22 protein-coding genes and 1 pseudogene are annotated in these 26,147 nt (G+C 69.9%); 14 read left to right on the top strand and 9 right to left on the bottom strand.

Translation table 11 applies throughout. The features are described from left to right. Positions 1 to 31: 31 nt before the first annotated feature. From EGX94_RS05735 to EGX94_RS05725, 3 genes are read right to left on the bottom strand one after another with little or no spacing between them, the layout of a single operon-like run. A complete protein-coding gene (locus EGX94_RS05735) occupies positions 32 to 2,011 on the bottom strand; it encodes an ABC transporter ATP-binding protein (protein ID WP_021796499.1) in 1,980 nt (659 codons plus the stop codon). After that, on the bottom strand, positions 2,008 to 3,744 hold the full coding sequence (locus tag EGX94_RS05730) for an ABC transporter ATP-binding protein (RefSeq protein ID WP_021796493.1): 1,737 nt from the start codon (positions 3,742 to 3,744) through the stop codon (positions 2,008 to 2,010). The genes EGX94_RS05735 and EGX94_RS05730 overlap by 4 nt, the downstream gene beginning before the upstream one ends. Continuing rightward, positions 3,738 to 4,340, bottom strand: coding sequence for a TetR/AcrR family transcriptional regulator (locus tag EGX94_RS05725; protein WP_196807724.1), 603 nt, complete (start codon positions 4,338 to 4,340; stop codon positions 3,738 to 3,740). Before EGX94_RS05725 ends, EGX94_RS05730 begins: the two co-directional genes overlap by 7 nt. A 244-nt stretch (positions 4,341 to 4,584) precedes the next feature. Between EGX94_RS05725 and EGX94_RS05720 the strand changes: the two genes are divergently transcribed. The 9 genes from EGX94_RS05720 (at position 4,585) to EGX94_RS05670 (ending at position 17,735) form a co-directional block, all read left to right on the top strand. Next, entirely contained in the window at positions 4,585 to 4,929 is a 345-nt protein-coding gene (locus EGX94_RS05720) for a cupin domain-containing protein (RefSeq protein WP_021796490.1), read from the top strand. A gap of 459 nt (positions 4,930 to 5,388) precedes the next feature. After that, complete coding sequence (locus tag EGX94_RS13735; RefSeq protein WP_226906053.1) at positions 5,389 to 7,818, top strand: glycosyltransferase; 2,430 nt, start codon at positions 5,389 to 5,391, stop codon at positions 7,816 to 7,818. After that, positions 7,818 to 8,981 (top strand): glycosyltransferase family 4 protein, encoded by a 1,164-nt coding sequence (locus tag EGX94_RS05705; RefSeq protein WP_028706125.1) that lies wholly within the window; start codon positions 7,818 to 7,820, stop codon positions 8,979 to 8,981. Before EGX94_RS13735 ends, EGX94_RS05705 begins: the two co-directional genes overlap by 1 nt. Continuing rightward, entirely contained in the window at positions 8,974 to 10,779 is a 1,806-nt protein-coding gene (locus EGX94_RS05700) for an ABC transporter ATP-binding protein (protein WP_021796955.1), read from the top strand. Before EGX94_RS05705 ends, EGX94_RS05700 begins: the two co-directional genes overlap by 8 nt. Then, positions 10,776 to 11,921, top strand: coding sequence for an aminoglycoside phosphotransferase family protein (locus EGX94_RS05695; protein WP_123826011.1), 1,146 nt, complete (start codon positions 10,776 to 10,778; stop codon positions 11,919 to 11,921). Before EGX94_RS05700 ends, EGX94_RS05695 begins: the two co-directional genes overlap by 4 nt. Next, positions 11,918 to 12,919 (top strand): phosphotransferase, encoded by a 1,002-nt coding sequence (locus tag EGX94_RS05690; protein ID WP_123826009.1) that lies wholly within the window; start codon positions 11,918 to 11,920, stop codon positions 12,917 to 12,919. Before EGX94_RS05695 ends, EGX94_RS05690 begins: the two co-directional genes overlap by 4 nt. A 105-nt stretch (positions 12,920 to 13,024) precedes the next feature. Next, positions 13,025 to 14,410, top strand: a complete 1,386-nt coding sequence (locus EGX94_RS05680; protein WP_021796739.1) for a UDP-glucose dehydrogenase family protein — start codon at positions 13,025 to 13,027, stop codon at positions 14,408 to 14,410. A 72-nt stretch (positions 14,411 to 14,482) separates the two neighbouring features. Next, positions 14,483 to 15,949 (top strand): lysine--tRNA ligase, encoded by a 1,467-nt coding sequence (gene lysS, locus EGX94_RS05675; RefSeq protein ID WP_043120513.1) that lies wholly within the window; start codon positions 14,483 to 14,485, stop codon positions 15,947 to 15,949. A 466-nt stretch (positions 15,950 to 16,415) separates the two neighbouring features. Further along, a complete protein-coding gene (locus EGX94_RS05670) occupies positions 16,416 to 17,735 on the top strand; it encodes a dicarboxylate/amino acid:cation symporter (RefSeq protein ID WP_021796746.1) in 1,320 nt (439 codons plus the stop codon). Here the strand turns inward: EGX94_RS05670 and EGX94_RS05665 are convergent. Next, positions 17,732 to 18,040 carry a hypothetical protein gene (locus tag EGX94_RS05665; RefSeq protein WP_021796735.1) on the bottom strand — a complete coding sequence of 103 codons (309 nt, stop codon included), beginning with the start codon at positions 18,038 to 18,040 and terminating at the stop codon, positions 17,732 to 17,734. The two genes, EGX94_RS05670 and EGX94_RS05665, sit on opposite strands and share 4 nt — an antisense overlap. 945 nt (positions 18,041 to 18,985) lie before the next feature. Here EGX94_RS05665 and EGX94_RS13375 point away from each other — a divergent pair. From EGX94_RS13375 to EGX94_RS05645, 4 genes and pseudogenes are all read left to right on the top strand, one after another. Next, positions 18,986 to 19,123, top strand: a complete 138-nt coding sequence (locus tag EGX94_RS13375; protein ID WP_155948313.1) for a hypothetical protein — start codon at positions 18,986 to 18,988, stop codon at positions 19,121 to 19,123. Between the two features lie 21 nt (positions 19,124 to 19,144). Continuing rightward, complete coding sequence (locus tag EGX94_RS05660; RefSeq protein WP_123826007.1) at positions 19,145 to 19,567, top strand: hypothetical protein; 423 nt, start codon at positions 19,145 to 19,147, stop codon at positions 19,565 to 19,567. A gap of 153 nt (positions 19,568 to 19,720) precedes the next feature. Further along, positions 19,721 to 20,574, top strand: a pseudogene (locus EGX94_RS14050) (SDR family oxidoreductase). Between the two features lie 40 nt (positions 20,575 to 20,614). Next, the gene (locus EGX94_RS05645) at positions 20,615 to 21,514 is read left to right on the top strand and encodes an NADP-dependent oxidoreductase (protein WP_081707313.1); all 900 of its coding nucleotides are present in this window, start codon (positions 20,615 to 20,617) and stop codon (positions 21,512 to 21,514) included. A 234-nt stretch (positions 21,515 to 21,748) separates the two neighbouring features. On the opposite strand, the gene EGX94_RS13370 is transcribed toward EGX94_RS05645, so the two are convergent. The 4 genes from EGX94_RS13370 to EGX94_RS05625 all read right to left on the bottom strand — a co-directional run bounded on the left by EGX94_RS13370 (position 21,749) and on the right by EGX94_RS05625 (position 24,916). Further along, the gene (locus EGX94_RS13370; protein WP_021796747.1) at positions 21,749 to 22,192 is read right to left on the bottom strand and encodes a transposase; all 444 of its coding nucleotides are present in this window, start codon (positions 22,190 to 22,192) and stop codon (positions 21,749 to 21,751) included. A gap of 459 nt (positions 22,193 to 22,651) precedes the next feature. Next, complete coding sequence (locus EGX94_RS05635) at positions 22,652 to 23,344, bottom strand: TetR/AcrR family transcriptional regulator (protein WP_021796744.1); 693 nt, start codon at positions 23,342 to 23,344, stop codon at positions 22,652 to 22,654. Between the two features lie 461 nt (positions 23,345 to 23,805). Then, a complete protein-coding gene (locus EGX94_RS05630) occupies positions 23,806 to 24,363 on the bottom strand; it encodes a hypothetical protein (protein WP_123826003.1) in 558 nt (185 codons plus the stop codon). A gap of 118 nt (positions 24,364 to 24,481) precedes the next feature. Continuing rightward, positions 24,482 to 24,916: a transposase gene (locus EGX94_RS05625; RefSeq protein WP_404825146.1), complete on the bottom strand. Its 435-nt coding sequence runs from the start codon at positions 24,914 to 24,916 to the stop codon at positions 24,482 to 24,484. A 122-nt stretch (positions 24,917 to 25,038) separates the two neighbouring features. Here EGX94_RS05625 and EGX94_RS13365 point away from each other — a divergent pair, with 122 nt between their 5' ends. Next, the gene (locus EGX94_RS13365) at positions 25,039 to 25,200 is read left to right on the top strand and encodes a hypothetical protein (RefSeq protein ID WP_021796276.1); all 162 of its coding nucleotides are present in this window, start codon (positions 25,039 to 25,041) and stop codon (positions 25,198 to 25,200) included. A gap of 247 nt (positions 25,201 to 25,447) precedes the next feature. Here EGX94_RS13365 and EGX94_RS05620 read toward each other — a convergent pair whose 3' ends face one another. Next, on the bottom strand, positions 25,448 to 26,143 hold the full coding sequence (locus EGX94_RS05620) for a TetR/AcrR family transcriptional regulator (protein ID WP_021796262.1): 696 nt from the start codon (positions 26,141 to 26,143) through the stop codon (positions 25,448 to 25,450). Positions 26,144 to 26,147 lie beyond the last annotated feature (4 nt).

Here is a 26,147-nt window from a genome sequence, read left to right as displayed (position 1 = left end):
CCCGGGTGGTTCCGGGGGACCGCCTCCTTGCCTAGGCGGCCCCCCGGTCCCCGGCGAACTGGGCCTGGTAGAGGCGCCAGTAGGCGCCCCTGGCCGCGATGAGCTCGTCGTGGCTCCCCTGCTCGACGATGTCGCCGTGCTCCATCACGAGGATGATGTCGGCGTCGCGGATCGTCGAGAGCCGGTGCGCGATGACGAAGCTCGTCCGTCCCTCGCGCAGGCGCCCCATCGCCTTCTGGATGAGGGCCTCGGTACGGGTGTCGACGGAGCTGGTGGCCTCGTCGAGGATGAGGATCGACGGATCGGAGATGAACGCGCGGGCGATGGTCAGCAGCTGCTTCTCGCCCGCGGAGACGTTCGTCCCCTCGTCGTTGATGACCGTGTCGTAGCCGGCCGGCAGGGTGTGGACGAAGCGGTCGACGTAGGCCTCCTTGGCGGCGGCGACGACCTCATCGTCCGTGGCGCCCGGCTTGCCGTAGGCGATGTTGTCGCGGATCGAGCCGCCGAACAGCCAGGTGTCCTGGAGGACCATGCCGAGCTGGTCGCGCAGCTGGGCGCGCGGCACGGCGTTGACGTCGACGCCGTCGATGCGGATGGAGCCGCCGTCGACGTCGTAGAAGCGCTCCAGCAGGTTGACCATCGTGGTCTTGCCGGCTCCGGTCGGGCCGACGATGGCGATCTGCTGGCCCGGCCTGGCGTCGAGCGACAGGTCGTCGATGAGCGGCTTGTCGGGGCTGTACGAGAAGCGCACGTGGTCGAACTCGACGTGCCCGGCGACCGGCAGCTCGAGCGAGCCCTCCGCGTCGGGGGCCTGCTCGGCGGCGTCGAGGACCTCGAAGACGCGCTCGGCGCTCGCCACGCCCGACTGGAGCAGGTTGGCCATCGAGGCGACCTGCGTGATCGGCTGGGTGAACATCCGCGAGTACTGGATGAACGAGGTCACGTCGCCGAGGGCCATCTGGCCGCTCGCCACGCGCAGGCCGCCGACGACGGCCACGGCCACGTAGGTCAGGTTCCCGACGAAGAAGTTGACCGGCATGAGGACCGCGCTGATCGCCTGGGCGCCGAAGCTCTGCCGGTAGAGATGCTCGTTCGTCCTGGCGAACACGGCCTCGACCTCGCGGCGCCGTCCGAAGACCTTGACGAGCGAGTGGCCGGTGAAGGCCTCCTCGATCTGGCCGTTGAGGACGCCGGTCGCGGTCCACATGCCCACGAAGCGCCTCTGCGAGGCCCGGCCGATGAGCACCGAGACGACGAGCGAGACGGGGATCGCGCACAGGGCGATGAGCGTGAGCCGGGGGCTCACGGTGAGCATCATGACGAGCACGCCGACCAGCTGGAGCACCGCGTTGAGGATCTGCGAGAGCGTCTGCTGGAGCGTCTGCTGGATGTTGTCGATGTCGTTCGTGATGCGGCTCAGCAGCTCGCCGCGGGGTTGGGCGTCGAAGTAGCTCAGCGGCAGGCGGTCGAGCTTGTCGCTGACCTGGTCGCGCATCGAGTACACCGAGCGCTGGACGACGCGGTTGAGGATGTAGCCCTGCAGGAACTGCAGCGTCGCGGCGAGCACGTAGAGCGCCATGCAGACCAGCAGGATGCGGCCCAGCCGGGTGACGTCGATGCCTTGGCCGGGCACGACGTCCAGGCCGGAGATCATCTGGGCCTGGTCGGTCCTGCCGGCCGCCTCGAGGGCGGCGATGGCCTGCTCCTTCGTCATGCCGGCGGGCAGCATCCTGCCGATGAAGCCCTCGTAGACGACGTTCGTGGCCCGGCCCAGCAGTCGGGGGGAGTAGACGTTGAAGGCCACCCCGATGAAGCCCATGACGATGACGAGCAGGACCTTCCAGCGGTGCGGCGACAGCTCGCCGACGAGCCGGTGCAGTGACGGCCCGAAGTTGACGGCCTTCTCGTGCACCCGGCCCGTGCCGGGGCCCCCGCCCCGCTGGACGTTCTTGGCGTAGTCGGGGCGCTCGTTGGCCCTCGTCCCGCCGCGTCTTCTCGCGGTGCGGCTCATGCGGCGGCCTCCTCGGCGCTCATCTGCGAGTGCACGATCTCCTGGTAGGTCGTGCACTCGGTGAGCAGCTCGGCGTGGGTGCCGCGTCCGACGATGCGTCCGGAGTCGAGCACGATGATCTGGTCGGCGTCGCGGATCGTCGAGACGCGCTGGGCGACGATGAGCACCGCTGCGTCCCGCGTCTCGGCCGCGAGCGCGACGCGCAGGCGGGCGTCGGTGGCGACGTCGAGGGCGCTGAAGGCGTCGTCGAAGACGTAGATCTCGGGCCTCTTGACGAGGGCCCGGGCGATCGACAGGCGCTGGCGCTGACCGCCGGAGACGTTCGAGCCGCCCTGCGCGATGGGGGCCTCCAGGCCTCCGTCCATCTGCTCGACGAAGTCGGCGGCCTGCGCGGTGGCCAGTGCGGCCCACATCTGGTCGTCGGTGGCCTCCGGGCTGCCGTAGCGCAGGTTCGAGGCCACCGTGCCGCTGAACAAATAGGGCCGCTGCGGCACGAGGCCGATGCGGCTCCACAGGAGGTCCATGTCGAGGCGCCGGATGTCGACGCCGTCGAGCTTGATCGAGCCGCCCGTCACGTCGTACAGGCGCGGCACGAGGTTGGCCAGCGTCGTCTTGCCCGAGCCGGTCGACCCGATGACGGCCGTCGTCGTGCCGGGGCGCAGCGAGATGTTGATGTCGTGGAGCACGGGCTCCTCGGCGCCCGGGTAGCTGAACTCGACGTCGGTCATCTCCATCGAGCCGGTCTCGGCCAGCTTCCGCACGGGCCGATCGGCGGGGACGACGGTCGAGCGGGTGCGCAGGACCGCCATGATGCGCCCGGCGCAGACCTGCGCGCGGGGCAGCTGGATCATCATGATCGCGGCCATCATGACGCTCATGAGCATCTGGAACATGTAGGTCATGAAGGCGGTGATCTGGCCCACCTGGATGTCGCCGCTGTCGACGCGCAGCCCGCCGAACCACCACACGCCCACGGTGGAGGCGTTCATGATGAGCATGACGATCGGGATGAGCAGCGAGAAGAAGGCGCCGATCCGGAAGCCCAGGAGCATGAGCGACCGGTTGGCCGTGTCGAAGCGCTTGCGCTCGCGGCGCTCGCGGACGAAGGCGCGGATGACCCGGATGCCGCTCAGCTGCTCGCGCACGACCTGGTTGATGCGGTCGATGCTCCTCTGGTTCTTCCGGAAGGCCGGGGTCATCTGGCGGACGATGGCCCCGACGAGGACGATGAGGACCGCGACCGCCACGGCGACGATCCACGACAGGCCCATGTCCTCGCGCAGGGCCATGATGACGGCGCCGACCATGGTGAACGGGGCGCCGAGGATCATGATGCAGGTCATGAGGATGAGCTGCTGGACCTGCTGCACGTCGTTGGTCGTGCGGGTGATGAGCGAGGGGGCGCCGAAGTGGTCGACCTCCTGGCTGGAGTAGTTCAGCACCGTGTGGAACAGGCCTGCGCGGATGTCGCGTCCGATGCCCATCGCCAGTCGGGCGCCGAGGACCGCCGCCAGGCACTGGGCGACGACCTGGGCGCCGCCGACGGCGAGCATCCGGCCGCCGGTGCGCCAGATGTAGGCGGTGTCGCCGTACGCGACGCCGGTGTCGATGATGCGGGCGTTGAGGTTGGGCAGCATGAGCGAGGCCACGGAGGCGGCCGCCTGGAGCAGCACGATGAGGGCGAACCAGCCCCTGTACCGGCCGCCGAAACGCCCGATGAGCTTCGTCAGCATGCGTGATCCCTCTCGAGACCGTGGACGAGCAGGCGCGCGGCGAGCTCCGGGGGGAAGTCGGCGCCCTGCTTGAGGAAGGGGTGCGAGGTCGCCATGGCCACCGAGCGGAGCCAGGCCGCGGCCTGCTCCAGCGGGACGGACAGCTCGTCGGCCCAGGGGGCCAGCGCCACGGCCATGGCCGCTCGCAGGTCGTCCGAGCGCGTGGGGCGGCCGTCACAGTTCTTCATCGGGGGCTTGTGGGGAGTCAAGTCGTCGGAGGGCATGGCGTGGACGGCCATGAAGACCTCCTCGACGGTGTCCATGTCGGAGTAGAGCAGGGCCAGGATGGCCGTGATGCGCTCGACGAGGCTGCCGTGCTCGGGCAGCGCCCGCAGTGCCCTCGTCGTACGGGTCGGGTCGAGCACATCGGCGATGACGGCGTCGAAGAGGGCCTGCTTCGTGGGGAAGACGCGGAAGATCGTGCCCTCGGCGATCCCGGCCGCCTCGGCCACCTGCTTCGTCGTGAATCCGCCCCCGTTGGCGACGAGGAGCGGGCGCGCCGCGGCGATGATCGCCCGGCGCCGCTCCTCGGGGGGCATGGGTGCTGCTCTGCTCACAGACAGCGAGAGTATGAGTGAGTGCTCACTCATTCAAGTGGGGGCGTCCGGGTCCGTCGCCGGTCCCGCCCGCCGGGGCCGGGTCCGTTCGCGCACGGTGGAATCGGGGGACGGGCGATGGCCCGTTTACCAAGGCTTCCGTTTTGGAAAACATCTGGTTAGGGTTGCCTCGGCATGTGAGGCAGCGCCCCGGGCGCCCGCCGGCGGGAGGCGCCGGGGCGGGGAGCAGCAGAAGGAGAGCCCCATGGGCGACGGACAGACCACCCGTACCGAGAATGTCGTGAGGACCGGCATCGTCGCCGAGTTGCCCCTCGTGGCCGAGAGCATCGTCTCGCGCATTCTCGTGGACAACGACCTCCTCCAGGTGACCCAGTTCACCTTCGGCGCCGGCCAGACGCTCAGCGAGCACACCTCGTCGCGCGCCGCCGTCGTCCAGGTCCTCGAGGGGGAGCTGGTCTTCCGCCTCAACGGCGAGGACAACCTGCTTCGCGCCGGCGACTGCCTCTACATGGCCCCCGACACTCCGCACTCGGTCAGGGCCGAGACCGACTGCCGCATGGCCCTCGTTCTCGTCGATCCCCAGGGGTGAGTCGGGTCTGACGAGGATGCTCGTGACGGGGAGCGTTGGCGGGCCTTCCCTTCCCGGAGGGAATGGTTTAGGCTAGCCTCAGCGAATCGCTCGAGGAGTGCGGGTCATCGGTGTGGGCGAGCACCGGTGGCCCGCACTCCCCGCTCGAGGCCCCGGGCCGATGCCGGTTGACCCCCCGAGGGCCCTTGCTATAGTCGGTCACCCCGCCACCGAGGGCGGGCGTCGGCACCGATCGGGGGCCGACGGCAGAAGTCGAGACCGTGCACGACAGCAGCCCGCCCGCTCAGGTGGACGCCGACGGTCGGGAACCGGCTGTCCCGTACCGGGCCGCGCCGAGGGCGCAGGCCCCGCCCACTCCTGAAAACGCACACCGCACTCCGGCGCCGCACCATGCGCGCCGAGCCCCGGAACGCATCACCGTCGGGGCCTCCGGTGCCTGGAACCGATCGGAACATCCCCGTGGACGACACGACCATCCGAGTGCTCCTCTGCAGCCACGACTCCCAGGGGCTGGGCCACGTGCGCCGCAACCTGGCGCTCGCCCACGCCCTCTCCCGGGCCGTCCCGGGGGCCACCGGCCGTCCCCTCTCGGGGCTCCTCGTCACCGGGCTGTCCATGGGGGACGACTGCGTCCTGCCCGCCGGCTTCGACTGGTTGACCATCCCCGGCGTCGCCAAGGGCCCCGCCGGCTACGAGGCCCGCCGGCTCGCCTGTTCCACGGGCCGGCTCGTCGGACTCCGCTCGGCCCTCGTCGAGGCGGCCCTGCTCGCCCACGCCCCCGACCTGGTGATCATCGACCGTCACGTCTACGGGGTGCAGCGGGAGCTGCGCCGTCCGCTGCACCGGCTGCGCGCCGAGCGCCCCGGCGTGCGGGTCGTGCTCGGGCTGCGCGAGGTGCTCGACGATCCCGCCGTCGCCGCCGCCGAGTGGCGCGCCCTCGGCGACCCGACGGAGTTGAACGCCCTTCTCGACGAGGTGTGGGTCTACGGCGATCCCGCCGTCCACGACCCGGTCGCCGACGGCGAGGTGCCCGACGCCCTGGCCGGGCGGGTCCGGTTCACCGGCTACCTGGCCCACGGCCGACGCGGCCTCGACCGCGGCGCCGAGCCGGTCGGACGCCCCTTCGTGCTCACCACCGCCGGGGGCGGGTCCGACGGCTTCGCACTGCTGCGGGCCGCCGCGCGGATGACGGTGCCCGACGGCCATGAGCACGTCGTCGTCGCAGGGCCGCAGCTCGACGACGCCCGCCTCGCCGCCGTCGAGGCCCTCGCCGGGCCGCGCACGCGGGTCCTCCGGTCGTGGCGGGGGCTGGGGGAGCGGATCGGCGAGGCCGCCGCCGTCATCGCCATGGGCGGCTACAACACGGCGTGCGAGATCCTCGCGACGGGCACGCCCGCGCTCGTCGTGCCGCGCGAGGAGCCCCGGGTCGAGCAGCTCATCCGGGCACGGGCGCTGGCCGCCGCCGGGGCCCTCGACGTCCTGCCCGTCGGCCGGGCGGACCCGCAGGCCCTGGGCGGCTGGGCGGCCGCCGCGGTGGGGCGGCGCGTGGACCGTTCCGGCCTCGTCCTCGACGGGCTGGCCGAGGCGGGCCGGCGGGCCGTCGGGCTCCTGGGCGGGCGCCCGGAGCCGGCGCCGACCCCGGCCGCCGCGGCATCGACGGGTGGCGGCGCGGCGCGGGCCAGGATCGGGTACGTCCTCAAGGTCTATCCGCGCTTCTCCGAGACCTTCGTCGTCACCGAGATGCTCGCCCGCGAGGAGCTCGGCGACGAGCTGCACGTCTACGCCCTGCGCCCGACGACCGACTCGCGGTTCCACCCCGAGATCGCTCGGGTCAGGGCCCGGGTCAGCTGGGTCCCCCGCCCCGGCGGGGCCGCCGACCTGTGGGGGCGGATCGCCGGGGCCGCCCGGGACCCGGCGCTGAGCGGGCCCCTCGCCCGTCTGCTGCCCGAGATCGCCGAGCTGCCGGGCGACGAGGTCGCCCAGGGCGTGGCGCTCGCGCAGGCCGTCCTCGACGACGGCATCACCCACCTGCACGCCCACTTCGCCTCCCTGGCCGGCCGCATGGCCTGGCTGGCCTCGCGCCTGACGGGCGTGCCCTACACGATCACCACCCACGCCAAGGACATCTTCCACGAGTCCGTCGACGCGTCCTGGCTGCGCCGCATCTGCGGCGGGGCCGACCGCGTCGTGGCCATCAGCGCGTTCAACGAGGCCCATCTGAGCAGGGTCCTGGCCGGGACCGGGGCCCGGGTGCGCCTGCAGTACAACGCCCTCGAGCTGTCGCGTTTCCCCTACGGCGACCCGCCGGCCGTCGGCTCACCGCTGCGGGTGGTCGCCCTGGGGCGCCTCGTGCCCAAGAAGGGCTTCGCCGACCTCATCGACGCGCTGGCCGAGGCCCGCGCCGCAGGCGTCGCCGTCGACGCGTCCATCGCGGGCGAGGGCGAACTGGCCGCCGAGCTCGCCGAGCGGATCGAGCGGCGCGGCCTCACCGGGTCCGTGCGCCTCCTCGGGCCCCTCACCCAGGAGGAGGTGAGGCGGCTGCTCGCCGGTGCGCACCTCTTCGTCGCCCCGTGCGTGCAGGCCCTCGACGGCAACATCGACGGCCTCCCCACGGTGGTGCTCGAGGCCATGGCCTGCGGCACGCCCGTCATCGCGACCGCCGTCTCGGGCCTGCCCGAGGTCATCAGGGACGGCGACACCGGGATCCTGCTCGAGCCCGGGGACGTCGGCGCGCTCGCCCGCGCCCTCGCGCGCGCGGCCGCCGGCGGCCTCGACCTGACCGGCATGGCCCGCAGGGCGAGGGCGCTCATCGAGGAGGACTTCGACAGCCGCCGGCAGGCCGCGGTCCTGTCGTCCTGGGAGTCCGGCGCGACGGGGGGCGACCGCTGATGCGCATCGCCTATGTGAGCATCGACCCGGGCATTCCCGTGTTCGGCACCAAGGGCGCCTCGGTGCACGTCCAGGAGGTGGTGCGCGAGCTGCTGGCCCGCGGCCACGAGGTGACGGTGTGGACCACGCGCCGCGGCGACCGGCCGCCTGCCGACCTCGCCGGGCTGCCCGTCGTGGAACTGCCGATGACCGCTCCGGAGGAGGCGGGGCCGGCGTCGGGGGCCGAGGACGCCGAGAGGCGCGAACGCGCCCAGCGCCGGGCCTCGGACGAGGTCGTCCGCCGGTTGCTCGCCGACGGCGTCGACCTGGTCTACGAGCGCTACTCGCTGTTCTCGACGGTGCTGGCCCGGCTCCACGAGGCGGCCGCCACGCCCGGCGTCCTCGAGGTCAACGCCCCCCTCGTCGACGAGCAGCGCGCCCACCGGCTGCTCGTCGACGAGGCCGGCGCCCTCGCCGCGCTGCGCGCCCAGACGGGTGCGGCCGCCGCGACGGTGTGCGTCTCGGAGCCGGTGCGCCGGTGGGTCCTCGCCCGCACCGGCGCCGCCCGCGTCAGCACCGTGCCGAACGGCGTCGACGTGCGCCGCATCGTGCCCGCCCCGCCCGGGCCCGGCGTTCCCGTCGTCGTCTTCGTCGGCACCCTCAAGCCCTGGCACGGGGTGGAGGACCTGCTCCGGGCCGCGTCCCTGGCCCGCGAGCCCTGGCGGCTGCGGATCATCGGCGACGGCCCCCGCCGCGCCGGGCTGGAGGAACTGGCCGGCCGGCTCGTCCTGCGGGTCGACTTCCGAGGCCCGGTCGCCCCCGAGGACGTGCCCGCCCACCTGGCCGGCGCGGCCATCGGGGCGGCCCCCTACCCGAGGACCGACGACGAGGACGACCAGTACTTCTCCCCGCTCAAGGTCTACGAGTACCTGGCCGCCGGCCTGCCCGTCGTCGCCTCGCGGACGGGCCAGTTGCCCGAGGTCCTCGAGGGGCTGGGCGTCCTCGTGCCGCCGTCCGACCCGGCCGCCCTCGCCGCGGCGATCGACGCCCTCGCCGCCGACCCGGCCCGCCGCGCCGCACTCGGCCGGGCCGGTCGGGCCCGTGCCGTCGCACGGCACTCCTGGGCCGACGTCGTCGGACGGATCATGCGGCTCGCCGGCGTGGCGGAGGCGGGCCATGGCTGAACGGATCAGGAGACGGGCGCTGACCCGCACCCTGCGGCTGCTCGCCCCGGACGCCGGAGCCCACAAGGGGCTCCTGACGGGCGGGGTCATCGCCCTGCTCGCCGAGGTCGGCTTCCGCGTCCTCGAGCCCTGGCCCATGAAGCACGTCGTCGACTCAGTCTCGGCGTCGCTGGGCGCCGACGTCTCGCACCGGCCCGCCACGCTCGGGCTGCTGCTGTGGCTGGGCGCCGCGCAGGTGGCGCTCACCGCACTGCGGGCCCTCACGAACTACCTGGCCACGGTCGCCTTCGCCCTGGCCGGTTCGCGGGTGGCCAGCTCGCTGCGCGCCCGCATCTTCCGGCACGTCCAGGGACTCTCCCTCCAGTTCCACGCCCGCAACCGCAGCGCCGACACCGTCCAGCGCATCGTGAGCGACGTGGCGCGCATGCAGGACGTCGTGATCACCGCCGGCCTGCCCCTCGTGGCCAACGTCGTGACCCTCGTCGTCATGGTCGTCGTCATGGCCGTGCTCGACCCGCTCCTGTCGCTCGTGGTGCTCGGCGCGATCGGCCTGTTCGTCCTCGTCTCCGCCGGCAACTCGCGCAGGATCGCGGTGGCCGCCCGCAGGACCCGCACGGGTGAGGGCCACCTGGCGAACACCGCCCAGGAGTCCCTCTCGGCCATCCAGGTGGTGCAGGCCTACGGGCTGGAGGAGCTCATCGCGGAGCGCTTCGGCTCGGCCAACCGGACGTCCCTGCGCTCGGGCGTGGCCTCCCGGCGGCTGTCCGCCCGCCTCGAGCGCACCACGGACGGGATCATCGGTGTCGCCACCGCCGTCGTCCTCGTCGGCGGCGGGCTGCGCGCCCTCGCCGGCGCCATGAGCCTGGGCGACCTCGTGCTCTTCACGAGTTATCTGCGCACGACGATGAAACCGCTGCGCGACATGGCCAAGTACACGGGCAGGATCGCCCAGGCCACCGCCTCCGGCGAGCGGGTCGCCGACCTCATGGCGGTGCGTCCCGAGATCGTCACCCCCGCCCACCCGGTGCGGATCGGTCGGGCCCACGGCCTCGTGCGTCTCGACGACGTGCACGCCGGCTACGAGGGCGCCGAGGTGCTCCACGGGCTGAGCCTGGCCGCCGCCCCCGGCGAGATCGTCGCCCTCATCGGCCCCTCGGGCGCCGGCAAGTCGACCCTCGTGTCCCTGCTCGTGCGCGCCCAGGACCCCACCGCCGGTCGGGTCAGCCTCGACGGGCACCCGCTGTGCGAGCTCGACCTGGACGAGCTGCGCGCGAACGTCTCGCTGCTGCACCAGGAGGCCGTGCTGTTCACCGGCACGGTGCGGGAGAACATCCGGCTGGGGCGCCGGGGCGCCGACGACGCCGAGGTCGAGGCGGCCGCCCGGGCCGCCCGTGTCCACGACTTCGTCATGGAGCTGCCCGAGGGCTATGACACGGTGGTCGGCGAGCGGGGCGGCACCCTGTCCGGCGGCCAGCGGCAGCGTGTGGCCATCGCCCGGGCCCTGCTGCGCGACGCTCCCGTCGTGATCCTCGACGAGGCCACGACGGGGCTCGACCCCGCCTCGGCGGCCCTCGTCCTCGACGCCATCGAGCGTCTCGTGGCGGGCCGCACCACCCTGGCCGTCACCCACGACGCCGAGGTCGCCCTGCGCGCCACCCGCGTCGTGTGGATCGAGGACGGGCGCATCGTCCTCGACGGGCCCCCGCAGGAGCTCATGGCGTCGAGCCGGGCGTTCCGCGACTGGGTCGCCGCCGGCGGGCACGCCCGCGACGGGACGAGGGTCGGGGGGCCGCCATGACCGCCGGCCGGCGGCCCTCGTCGACCGGACGGGTCGTGGCCGAGGTCCTCGACGCCGCCCGCCTCAGCGAGCTCGTCGGCCGCGAGGTGCGCGCCGCGCGCATCCGGGTCAAGCCGGGCTCGTCCGTCGTCCTGGCCCTGACGGACCCCGGGACCGGCCTGGCCGACGGCTGGGCCAGGGTGCTGTGGCCGGACGGGCTGTCCAAGGCCGTCAAGGCCGAGCGCAGGGCCGCCGGGCTCGGACTGGTCACCGCCCGCCGTCCCCTGGACGGGGGGCTGGCGGGGCTGGTGCTCCAGCACGGCGAGATCCGCGCCGACCCCCGGCTCCGCCGCCCCCTGGCGCGGGCCGGCCGGGGCGGGCTGCTCGCCGGGCGCCCCGAGGACGCGGCGCTGCGCTACAACCCGTTCCGGCGCCTCGTCGCCCGCGACGGCGACCGGGTGGTGCGGGTGACGGCCGCCCCGGACCCGCTGGGGGCCGGCCTCCACGCCTTCGTGTCGGACCGGCTGGCCGTCCCCCGACGGCTCGACGACGGCGCCGACCCGAGCCTGGCCGTGCTCCGCCGCACCGGGGACGCCGACCTGGGCGTCCGGCCCGACTCGGTGGCGGCCCGTCGGGCCGGCGCCCTCTTCGCGGCGCTCCACCGTTCGACGGGCCGGCTGCCGGACGGGCTGCGCGAGGCGCTGGCCCGCAGGGCCGTCGACCCGCAGCGCCAGGCGGCGGCCCACGCCGGCGTCCTCGACGCGCTCGACCCCGGGCTGGCCGATCGGGTGCGCCGGCTCGCCGCGCGCGCCCCGGCGCCGTTGACCGGCCCGACGGTGCTCGTGCACGGCGACGCGTCCCCCGACCAGGTGCTCACCGACCGGGACGGCGGGGCCTGGCTCACCGACTTCGACCGCGCCCACCTGGCGCCCGCCGCCGTCGACCTGGGCTCCTACCTCACGACGTCCGGCGGCGCCGAGGGCCGGGCCTTCCTGGCCGGCTACCGGGAGGCGGGCGGCACGGTCCCGCCGGAGCCCCAGCTGCGCGCGGCGCGGGCCCGGGCCATGCTGCTGCGCGTCGCCGAGCCCCTGCGGCGGGCCCGTCCCGACTGGCCCGCCCTCGTCGGCGAGCGGCTCGACCGGCTCGAGGAGGTGCTGCGATGACGAGCGAGGCGCTGGCGGCCCTGCGCGGCCTCGTGGGGGTCGTCCGGGCATGGCCGGGGCGCCGCGGCGCCGTCGTCCTCGAACGGCGCGGCGACGACGGGCTGCTGCGCGCCGGCCGTGTGGGGGCCGACGGGCGCGTCGAGCTCGCCGACTACGCCGCCGACCCCCGCCTGCCCGAGCTGGTGCCGCCGCCGGACGGGGCGCTCGTCGTGCACCGCCTCCACCGGCGGGCCGTCGTGCTGCGCGCCGACCGTGCGGTCAAGCTGCTGCGGCCCGGACGCGCCCGGCCGCTCGTCGCGGCCTCGCGGCGCCTCGGCGGGCCGTGCGAGGGCACCGGGCTGCGGGTCGCCCGGGTGCTCGCCGCGACCGACGCCCGCGTCGAGCTCTCCCTGCTGGCCGGACGAAGCCTTCACGAGCTCGGCGACGACGGTCTCGACGGTTGGGCGCGGCTCGCCGAGGCCTGGCCGCGGATCGCCGCGCGCCCCGATCTGGCCGATTCCGGGCACACCGGGGCCGACGAGGTCGCGGTGCTCGCCCGCTGGCTCGCCGCGGCGGGGGAGCACGGGGCGCTGGGGCGCCTCGACGCGCTGCGCCGGGCCGTGGAGCGGGTGTGCGCCGAGCTCGTCGCATCCGCCGATCCGCCGGCGCTGCTGCACCGGGACCTGCACGACGGGCAGCTGCTCTGGGACGGGCGGGAGCTCGGCGTCCTCGACCTGGACACCGTCGCCCGCGGCGAGGCCGCCCTCGACGTGGGGAACCTGCTCGCGCACGCCGAACTGGGCAGGCTGACGGGCGCCCTCGGCGCCCCGGCGCACCGGCGGGTCCGCGACCACCTGGCGGAGCTCGCCGCTCGGACGGGCGCGCGCCCGGCGCGCGTCGACTGCTACCGGCGGGCCGCCCGCCTGCGGCTGGCCCTCGTCCACGCGTTCCGGCCGGCGGCCGACTGGTGGCTCCCGGAGTGGGTCGAGGCCTGCCTGGCGTCGGCCGAGCCGCCCTGAGTCGACCGCCGCGGCACCGCCGCGGGCCCGCGACGGGCACCGCGCCCCGGTCGGCACCGCCGGGGCGGGAACCACCGACACGAGCACCACGGAAGGAAGGACATCATGCGGATCACCGTTCTGGGATGCGGCTACCTGGGAGCCGTGCACGCGGCCGCCATGGCGGCGCTGGGCCACGACGTGCTGGGCGTCGACGTCGACGCCGATCGGGTCGGCGCCCTCGCGGCGGGTCGGCCGCCCTTCTACGAGCCCGGCCTGGCCGAGCTCCTCGAGCGCGTCACCCGAGAGGGGTGTCTGCGGTTCGCCGTCGCGCCGGTCTCCGAGCAGCTCGCCCGCGCCGAGCTGCACTTCATCACCGTCGGCACCCCGCAGTCCGATGACGGCTCCGCCGACCTGAGCCACGTGGAGGCCGCCGTCGAGGCGCTCCGAGGGGCCCTGCCCGCCGGCTCGGGGGCCGTCGTCGTGGGCAAGTCGACGGTGCCGGTGGGCACCGCGTCGCGCCTCGCCGAGTCGCTGGCGCCGCGCGGGGCGGCCCTGGTGTGGAACCCCGAGTTCCTGCGCGAGGGCCGTGCCGTCGAGGACACCCTCCACCCCGACCGCATCGTCTACGGGCTGCCCGGGGACCCGGTGCTCGCCCGCCGGGGGCAGGAGGCGCTCGACGCCGTCTACGCGCCCCTGCTCGCCGAGGGCGTCCCCCGCATCGTGACGAACCACCCCACCGCGGAGCTCGTCAAGGTCGCCGCCAACTCCTTCCTCGCCACGAAGATCAGTTTCATCAACGCCATGGCCGAGGTGTGCGAGGCGACCGGCGGCGACGTCGTGGCGCTCGCCGAGGCCCTCGGGTACGACGAGCGCATCGGCGCGGCCTTCCTGCGCGCCGGCGTCGGCTTCGGCGGCGGCTGCCTGCCGAAGGACATCCGCGCCTTCGTCGCCCGCGCCGAGGAGCTGGGCGTCCGGGAGGCCGTCTCCTTCCTGGAGCAGGTCGACGCCATCAACCGGCGCCGTCGCGATCGCGTCGTGGCCCTTGCCGAGCGCTGCCTGGGCGGTTCCCCCGAGGGGGCGCGGGTCGTCGTGCTGGGCGCCGCCTTCAAACCCGACAGCGACGACATCCGCGACTCCCCGGCCCTGGAGGTCGCGCGGCGCCTGCACGAGCGGGGGGCCCGGGTGCGCGTGTGCGACCCGCGGGCCCTCGACGCCGTACGGCGCCACCACCGGGGGCTCGAGACGGTCCGCGAGCCCCTGGCGGCCCTCGAGGACGCCGACCTGGTCCTGCTCCTGACCGAGTGGAACGAGTTCGTCCGCCTCGACCCGGACGAGGCGGCGGACCGGGTCGCGACCCCGGTCGTCATCGACGGCCGCAACGCCCTGGACGCCCGGCGCTGGCGCGAGGCCGGCTGGACCCATCTGGGGCTCGGCCGGCCCCGGCCCGTGCCGGCGCTCCGGACCCGGGCGCTGCGACGGGCCCGAAGCCCCCGGAAGGTGCCACGGTAACCTGTTCGGGTGAGTTCCCAGCAGCCGACCGACCCCAGGGGCGAAGAGCCCGAGCAGGACCTTCCCGAGCAGATGCGCGTGCGCGCCGCCAAGCGCCGGCGCTGCCTCGAGGCGGGCGGCCAGCCCTATCCGGTCGATCTGCGCAGGACGCACACCCTCGCGCAGGTGCGGGCCGGCTGGCCCGGCCTGGGGCCCGGCGAGGAGACGGACGACGAGGTGGCCGTCGGCGGGCGCGTCGTCTTCCTCCGCAACTCCGGCAGACTGTGCTTCGCCACCCTCCAGGACGGCTTCACCCCCGACGCCGACGCCGAGCGCCTCCAGGTCATGCTCTCGCGCGCCGAGATCGGCGACGAGGCCCTGGCGGGCTGGAAGTCCGAGGTCGACCTGGGCGACTTCGTGTGGGTGCGCGGACGGGTCGTCGCGTCCCGGCGCGGTGAGCTGTCGGTCATGGCGGCCCAGTGGCGGCTCGCCTCGAAGGCGCTGCGGCCCCTGCCGGTGCTCCACAAGGGGCTGTCCGAGGAGTCGCGCGTGCGCCAGCGCCACAACGATCTCATCGTCCGTCCCGAGGCGCGCGCCATGCTGCGCACCAGGGCGCGCATCACCCGCACCATCCGCGAGTCGCTGGAGGCCCAGGGCTACCTGGAGGTCGAGGGCCCGGTGCTCCAGACCCTGCACGGCGGCGCGGCGGCGAGGCCCTTCATCACCCACCTGAACGCCTTCGACATCGACATGTACCTGCGCATCGCCCTCGAGCTGCACCTCAAGCGCGTCATGGTGGGCGGCGCCGACCGTGTCTACGAGATCGGCCGGGTCTTCCGCAACGAGGGCGTCGACTCCTCGCACAGCCCCGAGTTCACGATGCTCGAGGCCTATCAGAGCTGGGGCGACCAGTTCACGATCGCCGAGACCCTCCGGTCGATCATCATGGACGTCGCCGACGCCCTCGGCGCCCACCGGATCGAGACCGGGCGCGGCGTCATCGACCTCGACGGCGAGTGGGCCTGGCTGCCGGTCCACGAGGGGCTGTCCGACAGGCTCGGCCGACGGATCACGCCCGAGACCCCGCTGGAGGAGCTGCGCGACGCCGCGCGGGCCAATGGCGTCGCCTTCGACGAGGGCTGGGGCCCGCAGAAGATGGTCGTCGAGCTCTTCGGCGAGCTCGTCGAGAAGGACCTGATGGCGCCCACCTTCGTCTGCGACTACCCCGAGATCGCCCAGCCGCTGGCCCGCCGCCACCGCTCCAAGCCCGGCTGCATCGAGGCCTGGGACCTCATCATCGGCGGCATGGAGCGCGGCACCGGCTTCAGTGAGCTCGTCGACCCCGTCGTCCAGCGCGAGATCCTCATCGCCCAGTCGCTCGCCGCCTCGGCCGGCGACCCCGAGGCCATGCAGCTCGACGAGGACTTCCTGTCCGCCCTCGAGCAGGGCTGCCCGCCCATGGGCGGCCTCGGCCTGGGGATCGACCGGCTCATCATGCTGTTCACCGACGCCGGGATCCGCGAGACGATCCTCTTCCCGCTGCTGCGGCCGCAGGGCTGAAGCCCGGATGTCTCGTCCGTCGGCGCGATCCGCGGCTGTCGGAGACCGGCCCGGGGCCGGCCGGCTTCACAACCTTCACTACCGCTCCGCGGGGACGGCCTGCCGCTGCGGCTGAGGGACCGGGCGCGGACGACGGAACCGTCCCGCTCCTCGTCGGGCTCGACCCCGTGTCCGGGGGCTCCGGAATTCCGGAGCCTTCCCCGCCGGGCCCGAGACCTCCAGCTGGCGCAGTCGCACCGGGTCGGGGTGGTGGAGCCTTCCCCGCCGGACCGGAGGGCTCGGCCCCGCGCTCGGGGCGGGCCAGCACCGGTGCTCGTTCAAGGGGCCGCGAAAGATGGCTCGGCCCCGCGCTCGGGGGCGGGCCCGGGTGTCTCGTTCTCCGTCCGTCGCGCACTGTGCGCCCGCGCGTGTGAAACCCTGACCGTGGCGAGCGGCGGCCCGCGCCGCCGCCGCCGGAAGGTTCCCCATGCCCAAGCTCCGCAGAGCCCTGTCCAAGGGCGGCATCCTCGTGTGGGTGCTCGCCGCCATCGTCCTCGCCCTCGTGCTGGGCTCGGTGCGCATCGGCGGCAACCACCTGCTGCCCGTCGGCGTCGGCCGCGTCTTCGCGACCTTCTCCGACCTGTTCAGCCAGTTCCTCACCTTCTCGATCCCGCTCATCATCGTCGGGCTCGTCACTCCGGCCATCGCCGACCTCGGGCGCGGCGCCGGGAAGTGGCTCGGCATCACGGCGGCCCTGGCCTACACGTCGACGCTCTTCTCGGGCTTCATCACCTATCTCGTGTGCGCGCAGGTCTTCCCGCGCCTCCTGGCGAGCACCTCGCTGGGCGACGTCAAGAAGCCGGGCAGCGCCCTGGAGAGCTACTTCACCGTCGAGATGCCGGCGCCGCTCGAGGTCATGACCGCCCTGCTGCTGTCCTTCGTCCTCGGCATCGGGCTGGGCATGATCCCCCGCGGGGTCCTGCGCAAGGGCTTCGTCGAGTTCCGCGCCATCATCACGAAGCTCATCGAGCGGATCATCATCCCGCTGCTGCCGCTGCACATCTTCGGCATCTTCCTCAACCTCACCTACACCGGCGAGGCCCTCGCCGTCGTGAAGACCCTCCTGAGGGTGGTCGTCGTCGTCCTGCTCCTCGAGGTCGTCATCCTCGGCGTCCAGTACTGCGTGGCCGGCGCCTACGGTCGGAAGAACCCGGTGAGGGCCCTCGCCACGATGCTGCCGGCCTATCTCACCGCCCTGGGCACCTCCTCCTCGGCCGCGACCATCCCCGTCACCCTGCGCCAGACGAGGCGCAATGGCGTGTCCGGCGCCGTCGCCTCCTTCACCGTGCCGCTGTGCGCGACGATCCACCTGGCCGGCTCCACCTCGAAGATCTTCGCCTTCGCCTACGCGATCTCCCTCACCCAGGGCGTGAGCATCTCCACCGCGCAGTGGGTCGGCTTCGTCTTCATGCTCGGCATCACGATGGTGGCCGCACCCGGTGTGCCCGGCGGCGCCATCATGGCCGCGACCGGTCTGCTGTCCTCGATGCTCGGCTTCGACGACGCCCAGGTGGCCCTCATGATCGCCACCTACATCGCCCTCGACTCCTTCGGCACCGCCACCAACGTCACCGGCGACGGCGCCCTCGCCATCATCGTCGACCGGATGACCGGCGGCCGGATCAGCGACGGCGGCGACCCCGAGAACGCCCGCGAGCTCGCCTTCGACACGACGGCCTATCTCGATGATGTCTCGGCCCCGGGCATGAGCGCCGAGGACCTCGGTGTCCTGCCGAGCACGTCCTAGAGGTTCCCGAGCAGTCGTGACTTCGCCACGGTGAACTCCGAGTCGGAGAGGCCCCCCTCGTCGTGGAGCCGGGCCACGTCCCGGAGTTGCTCGGCGATGGACGAGGACTCGACCGCGGCGCGTCTGGGCAACTCCGGGGTCGGATCACCGTCGGTGAGGACCGGACTCTCCTGCTCCCGATGGGAGAGCCGGGCCGAGACGACGGCCTGACCGGCCTGCTCCAGAGCCCTGCCCGTGTTCTCCTGTTCCCGGCGTACGACGGGAATGATCCCCGAGGTGTCCTGATTCGTCAGGACGTGCGTCATGAGGTCGGTGGGATGGTCAGCGTCGACTTACCTGTGGTCGCTCTGGCCGCGTAGCTGATCCCGGAGGCCGCCAGGGCGGTGTCATAGTGTTGAAGCAACGGTGTTCGTGCCTGTGACAAGGGGGTTGGTGTTGAGACGGTTGCAGGCCAGGACGGACAGCCAAGTCGTTCGGGGAGGGTCTGGCCCAGGGCTGCTCGGTGCGGCGGATCGCTGATCCGGGCCGGGCCGGTGTCCCTCGGTCGTGTCCCGGGGAATTGCCCGACACGGTGGCAGGGGCGCCTATCGGCCCGGCTAGGCGGACCAGCAGGTAGCCACCCGACGGTCCCGGCCCAGACCCCGCCGCCTGGAGACAGAGCCGGTGCTGCGCGCCAGGGCCCTGGCCGATCTGGCGAAGTCCCGCACAACCCGTCCAGGCCGCCGGGAGATTCCATCTGGAGGCTGCGAGCCGGCAGGTGAGACCCCGGTCCCCGCCGGCAGGAGGTGCCGTCGTGTCTCACGAGACCATCCGCACGCCTGGATCCACTGTCTCTTCCGGAAGGAGAACTGGCCCATCACGGGATCATGCCGCTACGGCGGCCGGACCTGTCGGCGTCCTCGTCGCAGGGTCGGCCAGCGGGGAGCCTCCATCATCGGGACGGGGAAGGCACCGGGGAGCGTCCTGACGACGTGCGGGGCCGCCGGGAGTCGCGGACACTGGGAGGGTGATCCCGTCACAGGTCAAGGACGGGGCCTCGGCGGCGGCGATGCTCATGGAACGGACGACCAGGTTCGTCAAGATCGTGGCCCTGCCCCTGGGCAAGAAGTCCGATGGCCTGGCTGTCAAGCCTTGGGTTTTGCGGGGGCTCGTTTGTCTGGTTGCGGTGGTCTGGGGTAGGGGCTGGTTGCCGCCCTTGATGACCTCGAGGCCATGCCCGGTCCCGTGGGCGCGTTCGTGCTCGATGGGGGGTGAGCATCCCGATCGCGGGGTGGGGCCGTACCGTGGTGTACCGGTGGACCGGTTCGACGGTGGCGGTCAGGGGCTGGTCCGGCACGACGTGCATCGTGCGGGCCCCGAACGCCGAGCAGTTCTCCGAATGGACCTGACTGATGCGCTTTCTGGCCCTGATGGACTTGGAAGGGGCCGTGGTGACGATGGACGCCCTCCACAGCCGGAGTGACACCGCCGAACAGATCACAGACCAGTACGGCGTCCTGACCGTGAAGGCCAACCAGCCGAGTCTCTACCACGCTCTGAAGCGCCTGCCCTGGAAACACGTCCCACGCGACTCCCGACCCGACCACTCACGCGGGCGGCGAGTCACGCGCACGGTCCAAGCGGTCGTGGCCCCGGCCTGGATCGACTTCCCCGGTGCCCGCCAGGTGGTCAAGATCCGGCGCACACGCACCACTAGGACCAGGACAGTGGTCACCGCCGACGCCATGCACACCCAGGCGCGTACCGCCGGGTGGGGCACCAGCAGAGTCGTGGTCTCTCTCCATGCCACGTCGCGTAGTTGTGAGGTGAGACTCACCAGGCTATTCATGTAGCGATCACTACATGAATGATGCTACACTCAGTTTCGGATAGACCGAGGTCTGGCTCGAGTAAGGGGGGATCAGCGCAGACCGGGTCAGCGGGGTCTATGGGGTCCATCTGGCCCAGTGGCCTCATGTTCTGAAGATGGGAGTTAGACATGATCGATGTTCAAGAAGCTGGTCTTGAACGCCACGTCACTCGTGAAGGATCAAGCAGGTGGACAGTACGTGCGAAGCGTGAGATCACCTACGATGTCATTGTTTCGCGACAGCTTTTTAGCGTTAGCAACCCGACACTGGCAACAATGGGAGATGTTCCTGCGGCTCGTGGGATATAATTCTGGAAGTCAACGCGCACAGAAACTATGCAACGAGATCAGGAGAGAATGTAACATTGAGGCTACCCCCATATTCATTGGGCTGGATCATCCTCGTCACGTGAATAACCGTTTTCATGACATTATTGCTGAGCATGGCCCGATTGGGTATTTGGTCAACAATGCAGGTGCCAACGACAGATCATCAGGTTTTTCGTTGGATGCGAAAAGATTAGACGAGATCTTGACAATCAACCTTAAGTCTCCGCTTCTTCTAACCTCAGCGACTGGGAGTTATTTTGTTAAAAACGGAATCAAAGGCGCAATCGTAAATATTACTTCTGTACATGATAAGATTCCAATTTCAGGTGGAGCCTTGTACTGTGCCTCGAAGGGGGACTTGCAGTTGCCTCTCGAGCACTAGCATTAGAATTCGCGCCGTTTAATATTCGACTTAATATCGTTGCTCCGGGAGAGACGGCAACGCCAATGAACGGCATTGATGAAGAAAATCAGAATTCCATAATTTTACGACCTGCTATTCCGAGTGGTAGAGCAGGTGAGACAGCAGAGATTGCCAATGCGGTGACTTGGCTTCTAAGTTCAGAAGCGTCATATGTAGTCGGTGCAACGATGTATGTTGATGGTGGTCTACTGCTTATGGCAGCCGAAGAAAATGCTAAAGCGTTGTCCAAAAATTAATCTTTCGGCAGACAGATATTTGTGTTTGAAAGGAATGAAGATGAAGGCAGTTGTTATTAATCGAACAGGTTCTGCCGATGAACTTACATACTCGGATCTTCCAGAACCAGAAATAAATTCATGTGATATTCGGATCAAAGTGGCGGCTGCTGCGGTCAATCCAGTTGACATCAAGACTCGTTCGGGATTTCTTGGTATTGATCTCACATTTCCTGCTGTTTTGGGATGGGATGTTAGCGGTACGGTCGAGGCTACCGGTGCTGATGTCACAAAATTCAAGGTTGGTGACGCAGTCATGGGCATGATCGCTCAATCTGTGCGCAGACGCGGAACGTACTCAGAGTTCGTAGTTGCTCCGGAAACGTTATTTGCGTCTGTACCGGAGAAACTTCCTCTTGAACGAGCTGCAGCAGTACCATTGGCTGCTATGGCCGCTGCGCAACTTCTTGACAAGGTCAACTTGACCCAAGCTTCCCGAGTCCTTGTGACCGGTGCAGCAGGAGCAGTCGGTCGTGTAGCCGCTCAGTGGTTGCTTCAAAGAGGTCATGAAGTAGCGGGTCTCGCACGTTCCTCTGACCGTGACGATCTGACTAGGTTGGGAATCACGGTGGTTTACTCAGATATTGTAGAGATCCCACGATATGCATTCGACGCAGTGCTTGATACTGCTGGCATCTCCGGCACAATTGCGGCAGTACACGATAAAGGAGCGTTCGTGTCAGTCGCAGACAACCGGCAGCCTGAACCTCAGCGCGGGATTATCCCGACAAAGAGTTACGTCCAGGAAGATGGGGCGCGGCTTGCAACAATCGCTGAACAAGTGGCCTGCCATTCTTTAGTAGTTACGGTAGGGAGCAGGTATCCCCTGTCAGAAGCGGCTGCCGCTCACCGTGATTTTGAAAAGGGAGGCCTTCGTGGAAAGGTGTTGTTAATACCATGAACACTCTAAATTACATTTCTCTGGCTGTGCCGAACATTAAAGTGGCAGCAGATTGGTTCACTCAAGTGGTTGGGCCACCGGCTAGTGGAAAAGCTCTATTTGAGTTTGATCCGAGTGTCACGGTAAAACTGGTCGAGTGCAAGTCAAGCGAACTCGGACTGCCATCAATATTCGATCTTGGGACGCTCCATCTTTGTTTTCGTGTAAGGAATATTGAAAAGGTTGCTATGGCTGTCATGAAACAAAATCGTTTCTGGTTTCGCGGAGTGGGAGGTGCTCGAAGTCGTAGTCGACGGTGCGGCCGGTGACGTATGAGGCGGATGCGCCGAGGGTTTCTTCGGGTGTCTCGCGCTGGATGGTGGTGGTGTTGTTCCTGGCCGTGTTCCGGACGTGCCCGGCCGGGTTGTGGTCGGGCGCGTACGGCGGCAGGAAGATCGTGGTGATGCGCTCCAGCAGCCGGCCGGGCCCGTGGAGGCCGGTCAGGGCTCTGGCGTGGTGGGGGCGGGCGTTGTCCGGGACGACCGCGATCTTGCCGGCCTCGGTTTCGCGTTGGAGCCGGTCCAGCGCGAGGGTCGTCTGCCAGGTGTCCCGGTTCTGCTCGGTCGGGTACGGCGCGACTGTTCTGCTGGTCGGGGGGAGGGCGTCGGAGAAGGACTGGGACGTCCTCTGCCGGTCCACGGACCGGCCTGGTGCGCTGCCCTTTCGGGGGCTGCGTGCGGCGGGTCCAGGTCTCGTGCTCCAAGCGGCCTGGCCAGGATGGTCTCGGGTTCCTGCTTCCGGACGCGGGCGGGTTCCACCGCGTCCCGGTTCCCCGCATGCCCGGCCGGGACCGGGCGCATCCTGGTGGCCTGCCAGTCGGCCGGCCGTTCCTGCACCGTCCTCTCCGCCCGCTCGACCGTCTCTGCGATGATGCCCGCATCGGCGCCACGGGAGGCGTGCAGGACCGCCTCTGCCTTCATCCCGGCGAGCACGCGACTGCCGGAACGCTTCCTCCCCCCGACCAGGACGGCTGTTTCTTCCGGGGCGACCCCGACCCGCACGCCCCCACCGCATCCGAAACAGCACAGGAAACCCACGAAACACGGCCCCGTCCCATGACGGCCATAAACCTGGGCTGGCAGTCTTGTTTCATTACGGTCATACGTCACCCGCAGCCTCCTCGAGGTCGACGTGTTCAGATCCCACCCTACTTTGCGATGAATCGTTTAAATTCCAATAATCAAATCCGTTAAACGTACATTCAACGCAAATATATGTTATTCTTGCAGTCGATTGAAGGTTGCGAAGAGAGGCGCCATCTCTGCCGCGCTGCGCCATGCCCTGCAGGACAGTTCCGATGAATTCCGCTATATTTTCAGCATTCACATTCGAGACGATGACTTCCTTTTCAAGATCTGCATCTATTATATTTTTAATACGCTTAATGTTAGAGATTCGATGACTCTCTAATTTTTTTTCGATGTCCCGGTTTGCATCTGTAACACAAGTTGCCGCGCAGGAAATAAGACAGCCACCCGGACCACTTTTGTCGGAGTATTTATCCGCAGCTTCAAACAAGATTCGTCGGATAAGGGGGAGGGCGTGTTCTTCTTCATTGAAGGCAAGGTCCGTGAAACGACCTTCTGTATTCAGGTAGTGCTCGACAACTTGATCAAATAGATGTTGTTTATCTTGAAATGCAGCATAAAGGCTTGAAGCGGTAATTCCCATTCCTGTCGTTAGTTTGGCGATGGAAGTTCCTTCATATCCATTTCGCCAAAAAATATCCATAGCCTTGTCTAAGGCATCATCAATATCGAACTGTCTGCCTTGGCCACGTACCCCAGCCATCAATAAATATCCCCCTCGGTGAGATGCTGACATATCAAAACTTGTTTGAAGGCAGATACCTCCTTCTATAGTTGAAATTTCATTGTTTTGGAATCTATTCTTAGCTTATGAATCCTGCTGTGGGCAAGTATAGTATAGATGTCCATAACTCTTTGCATTGGGGTAAGTGAAATGCTGCTATGGCTGTCATGGAACAAAATCGTTTCTATGGCTGTCATGGAGCAGGATCGTTTCTGGTTTCGCGGGGCGGGAAGGTGCTCGGAGTCGTGGTCGAATGTTCGGCCGGTGATGTGTGGGGCGGATGCGCCGAGGGTTTCTTCGGGGGCCTCGTGCTGGATGGTGGCGGTGTCGTTCCTGACCGCGTTCCGGACGTGCCCGGCCGGGTTGGTGGTCGGGCACGTACGGCGGCAGGAAGATCGTGGTGATGCGCTCCAGCAGCCGGCCGGGCCCGTGGAGGCCGGTCAGGGCTCTGGCGTGGTGGGGGCGGGCGTTGTCCGGGACGACCGCGATCTTGCCGCCTCGGTTTCGCGTTGGAGCCGGTCCGGTGCGAGGGTCGTCTGCCAGGTGTCCCGGTTCTGCTCGGTCGGGTGCGGCGCGACTGTTCTGCTGGTCGGGGGAGGGCGTCGGAGAACGACTGGGACGTCCTCTGCCGGTCCACGGACGGCCTGGTGCGCTGCCCTTTCGGGGGCTGCGTGCGGCGGGTCCAGGTCTCGTGCTCCAAGCGGCCTGGCCAGGATGGTCTCGGGTTCCTGCTTCCGGACGCGGACGGGTTCCACCGCGTCCCGGTTCCCCGCATGCCCGGCCGGGACCCGGCGCATCCTGGTGCCCCGCCAGTCGGCCGGCCACTCCTGCACCGTCCTCTCCGCCCGCTCGACCGTCTCAGCGATGACGCCCGCATCGACGCCACGGGAGGCGTGCAGGACCGCCTCGGCCTTCATCCCGGCGAGCACGCGACTGCCGGAACGCCTCCTCCACCCGACCAGGACGGCGGTCTCCTCCGGGGCGACCCCGACCCGCACGCCCCCACCGCATCCGAAACAGCACAGGAAACCCACGAAACACGGCCCCGTCTCAGGGGGCCATAGATGGCCCGAGTGGCCTCGACCTGCACGTGCCGGTCATCGGCGAACAGGGCGTCTAGGCGGTTTTTCTGCTTGTCGGTGAGCAGCCGGCGCGGTGTGAAGGGTACGGCGGTCCTGGTAGAGCGGGTCCCCGGCCTGGCCTCGTCGGACGTGGATTTCTTGTTGGATGCGTCGGCGGCACTCGTCCGGGGCGTCCGCCGGCCAGGCGGACGACATGGAAGGGGTCCATTACTGGCACGGCCTCAGAGATCTCCTCGGCGGCGGTCTTGAACCCGGTGAACCCGTCCATGACCACGGTCTTGATGCTGGCTCTCCAGGCCTGGGGTTGTTCGGCGAACCAGGTCTTGAACACGGCCTTGGAGCGTCCTTGAACCATGTCGAGGAGCCTGGCCGGGCCGGTTTCCTCATGCACGCCGGTGAGATGCGGTGATGACGGTGACGTACTTGTCGCCCCGGCGGGTGTGTCGCATACGTGCTCATCGACCCCGATGACGCGAACACCATCAAGGCGGGCCGGGTCCGCGATGAGCAGGCGTCTGCCTTCGGCGAGGACAGCGGTGTTCGCGGTGTGCTAGAGACCCCGAGAACGCCCGCGAGCTCGTCTTCGACACGATGGCCTATCTCGACCGGGTCTCCGTCGAGGGCGTCGTGATCCCCGAGGAGCTGGCCGCCCCCGCCGCTGCGGCCGTCCCGGAGGCCGACGCCGCCGGAGACGGGCGCGACGGGGCGGGTTCCGGCCCCCGAGCCGGCTCGAGGGCGGACGCGGTCGGCTGAGCGGGCCCGGACGCCGATGGCCGGGGCCCGCAGAGATCATTGAGCTGTCCAATGAGTCAGACCTGCTCCTGAGAAGGCCCTTTCTGGGGAGAATGCTCCGTGTCCCCCGCTGCCTGCTGTCGGCCATGGTGGCGCGCGTCCCGGCGCGCTACGCCTCGGACGTCGTCGTCCGGGAGCTCTGCCTGTCGCGTCACACGGTCATCACCCACCTCGCCCGCATCCGCGACAAGTACCGTGCGGGGCGCCATCAGCTCGGCCGCGTGGCGTCGAGGATGGCGCGGGCCGCCTCGGCGGCGAGGTCTGCGAGCTCGGTGGGGCTGGGCGCGTCCGGGTCCGTGCGGGCGGCCCACCAGGAAAGGGTCTCGACGAGGTGGTCCAGGAGGAGGAGGGCGATCATCCGACGGCCGAGGTCCTGCCCCGGGGGCGAATCGGGGCGGAGCAGGGTCTCGATGGTGTCGACCCAGCGGGTGCGGTGCCCGTGCAGCGCGGCGAGGAGCGAGGGGTGCGAGGCGATGAGTCGGACCCAGTTTGCCATCTGGGACAGCTCGGTGGCGGAGAGGCGCCGGACGAGTTCGTGGGCGATGTCCTGCCCGATGCGAAGTGCCGGCGTGCCCGGTGGCTGTTCGGCGATGACGGCCCGGATCATCCGGAGTGTCTCGTCATCGATCATCATGCCGATGATGAAGTCCTCCTTCGTCGAGAAGTGCCGGAAGAATGTCATCTGCGAGACCCCGGCGCGCTGGGCGATCTGCGCCACCGTGATGGCGTCGTAGTCGTGCTCGGCGAGCAGGGAGCGACCGGCCCGGCGGATCGAGTCCCTCGTGGTACGACGTTTCTGCTCCTGCCAGGCCCGGCGCGCGGCCACGGTCCTCGTCGACGTGCCGCGGCCAGTCGGCGCAGCGGACGGCCTCGTGGCGGTACTCTGCGCATCGGTGTCGGTCACAGTC

The organism is Propionibacterium acidifaciens (assembly GCF_003798325.1).
Classification (GTDB): Bacteria; Actinomycetota; Actinomycetes; order Propionibacteriales; family Propionibacteriaceae; genus Propionibacterium; species Propionibacterium acidifaciens.
Note: the sequence above shows the minus strand (reverse complement) of the source record. Positions and strands in the feature narration are given on the sequence as shown.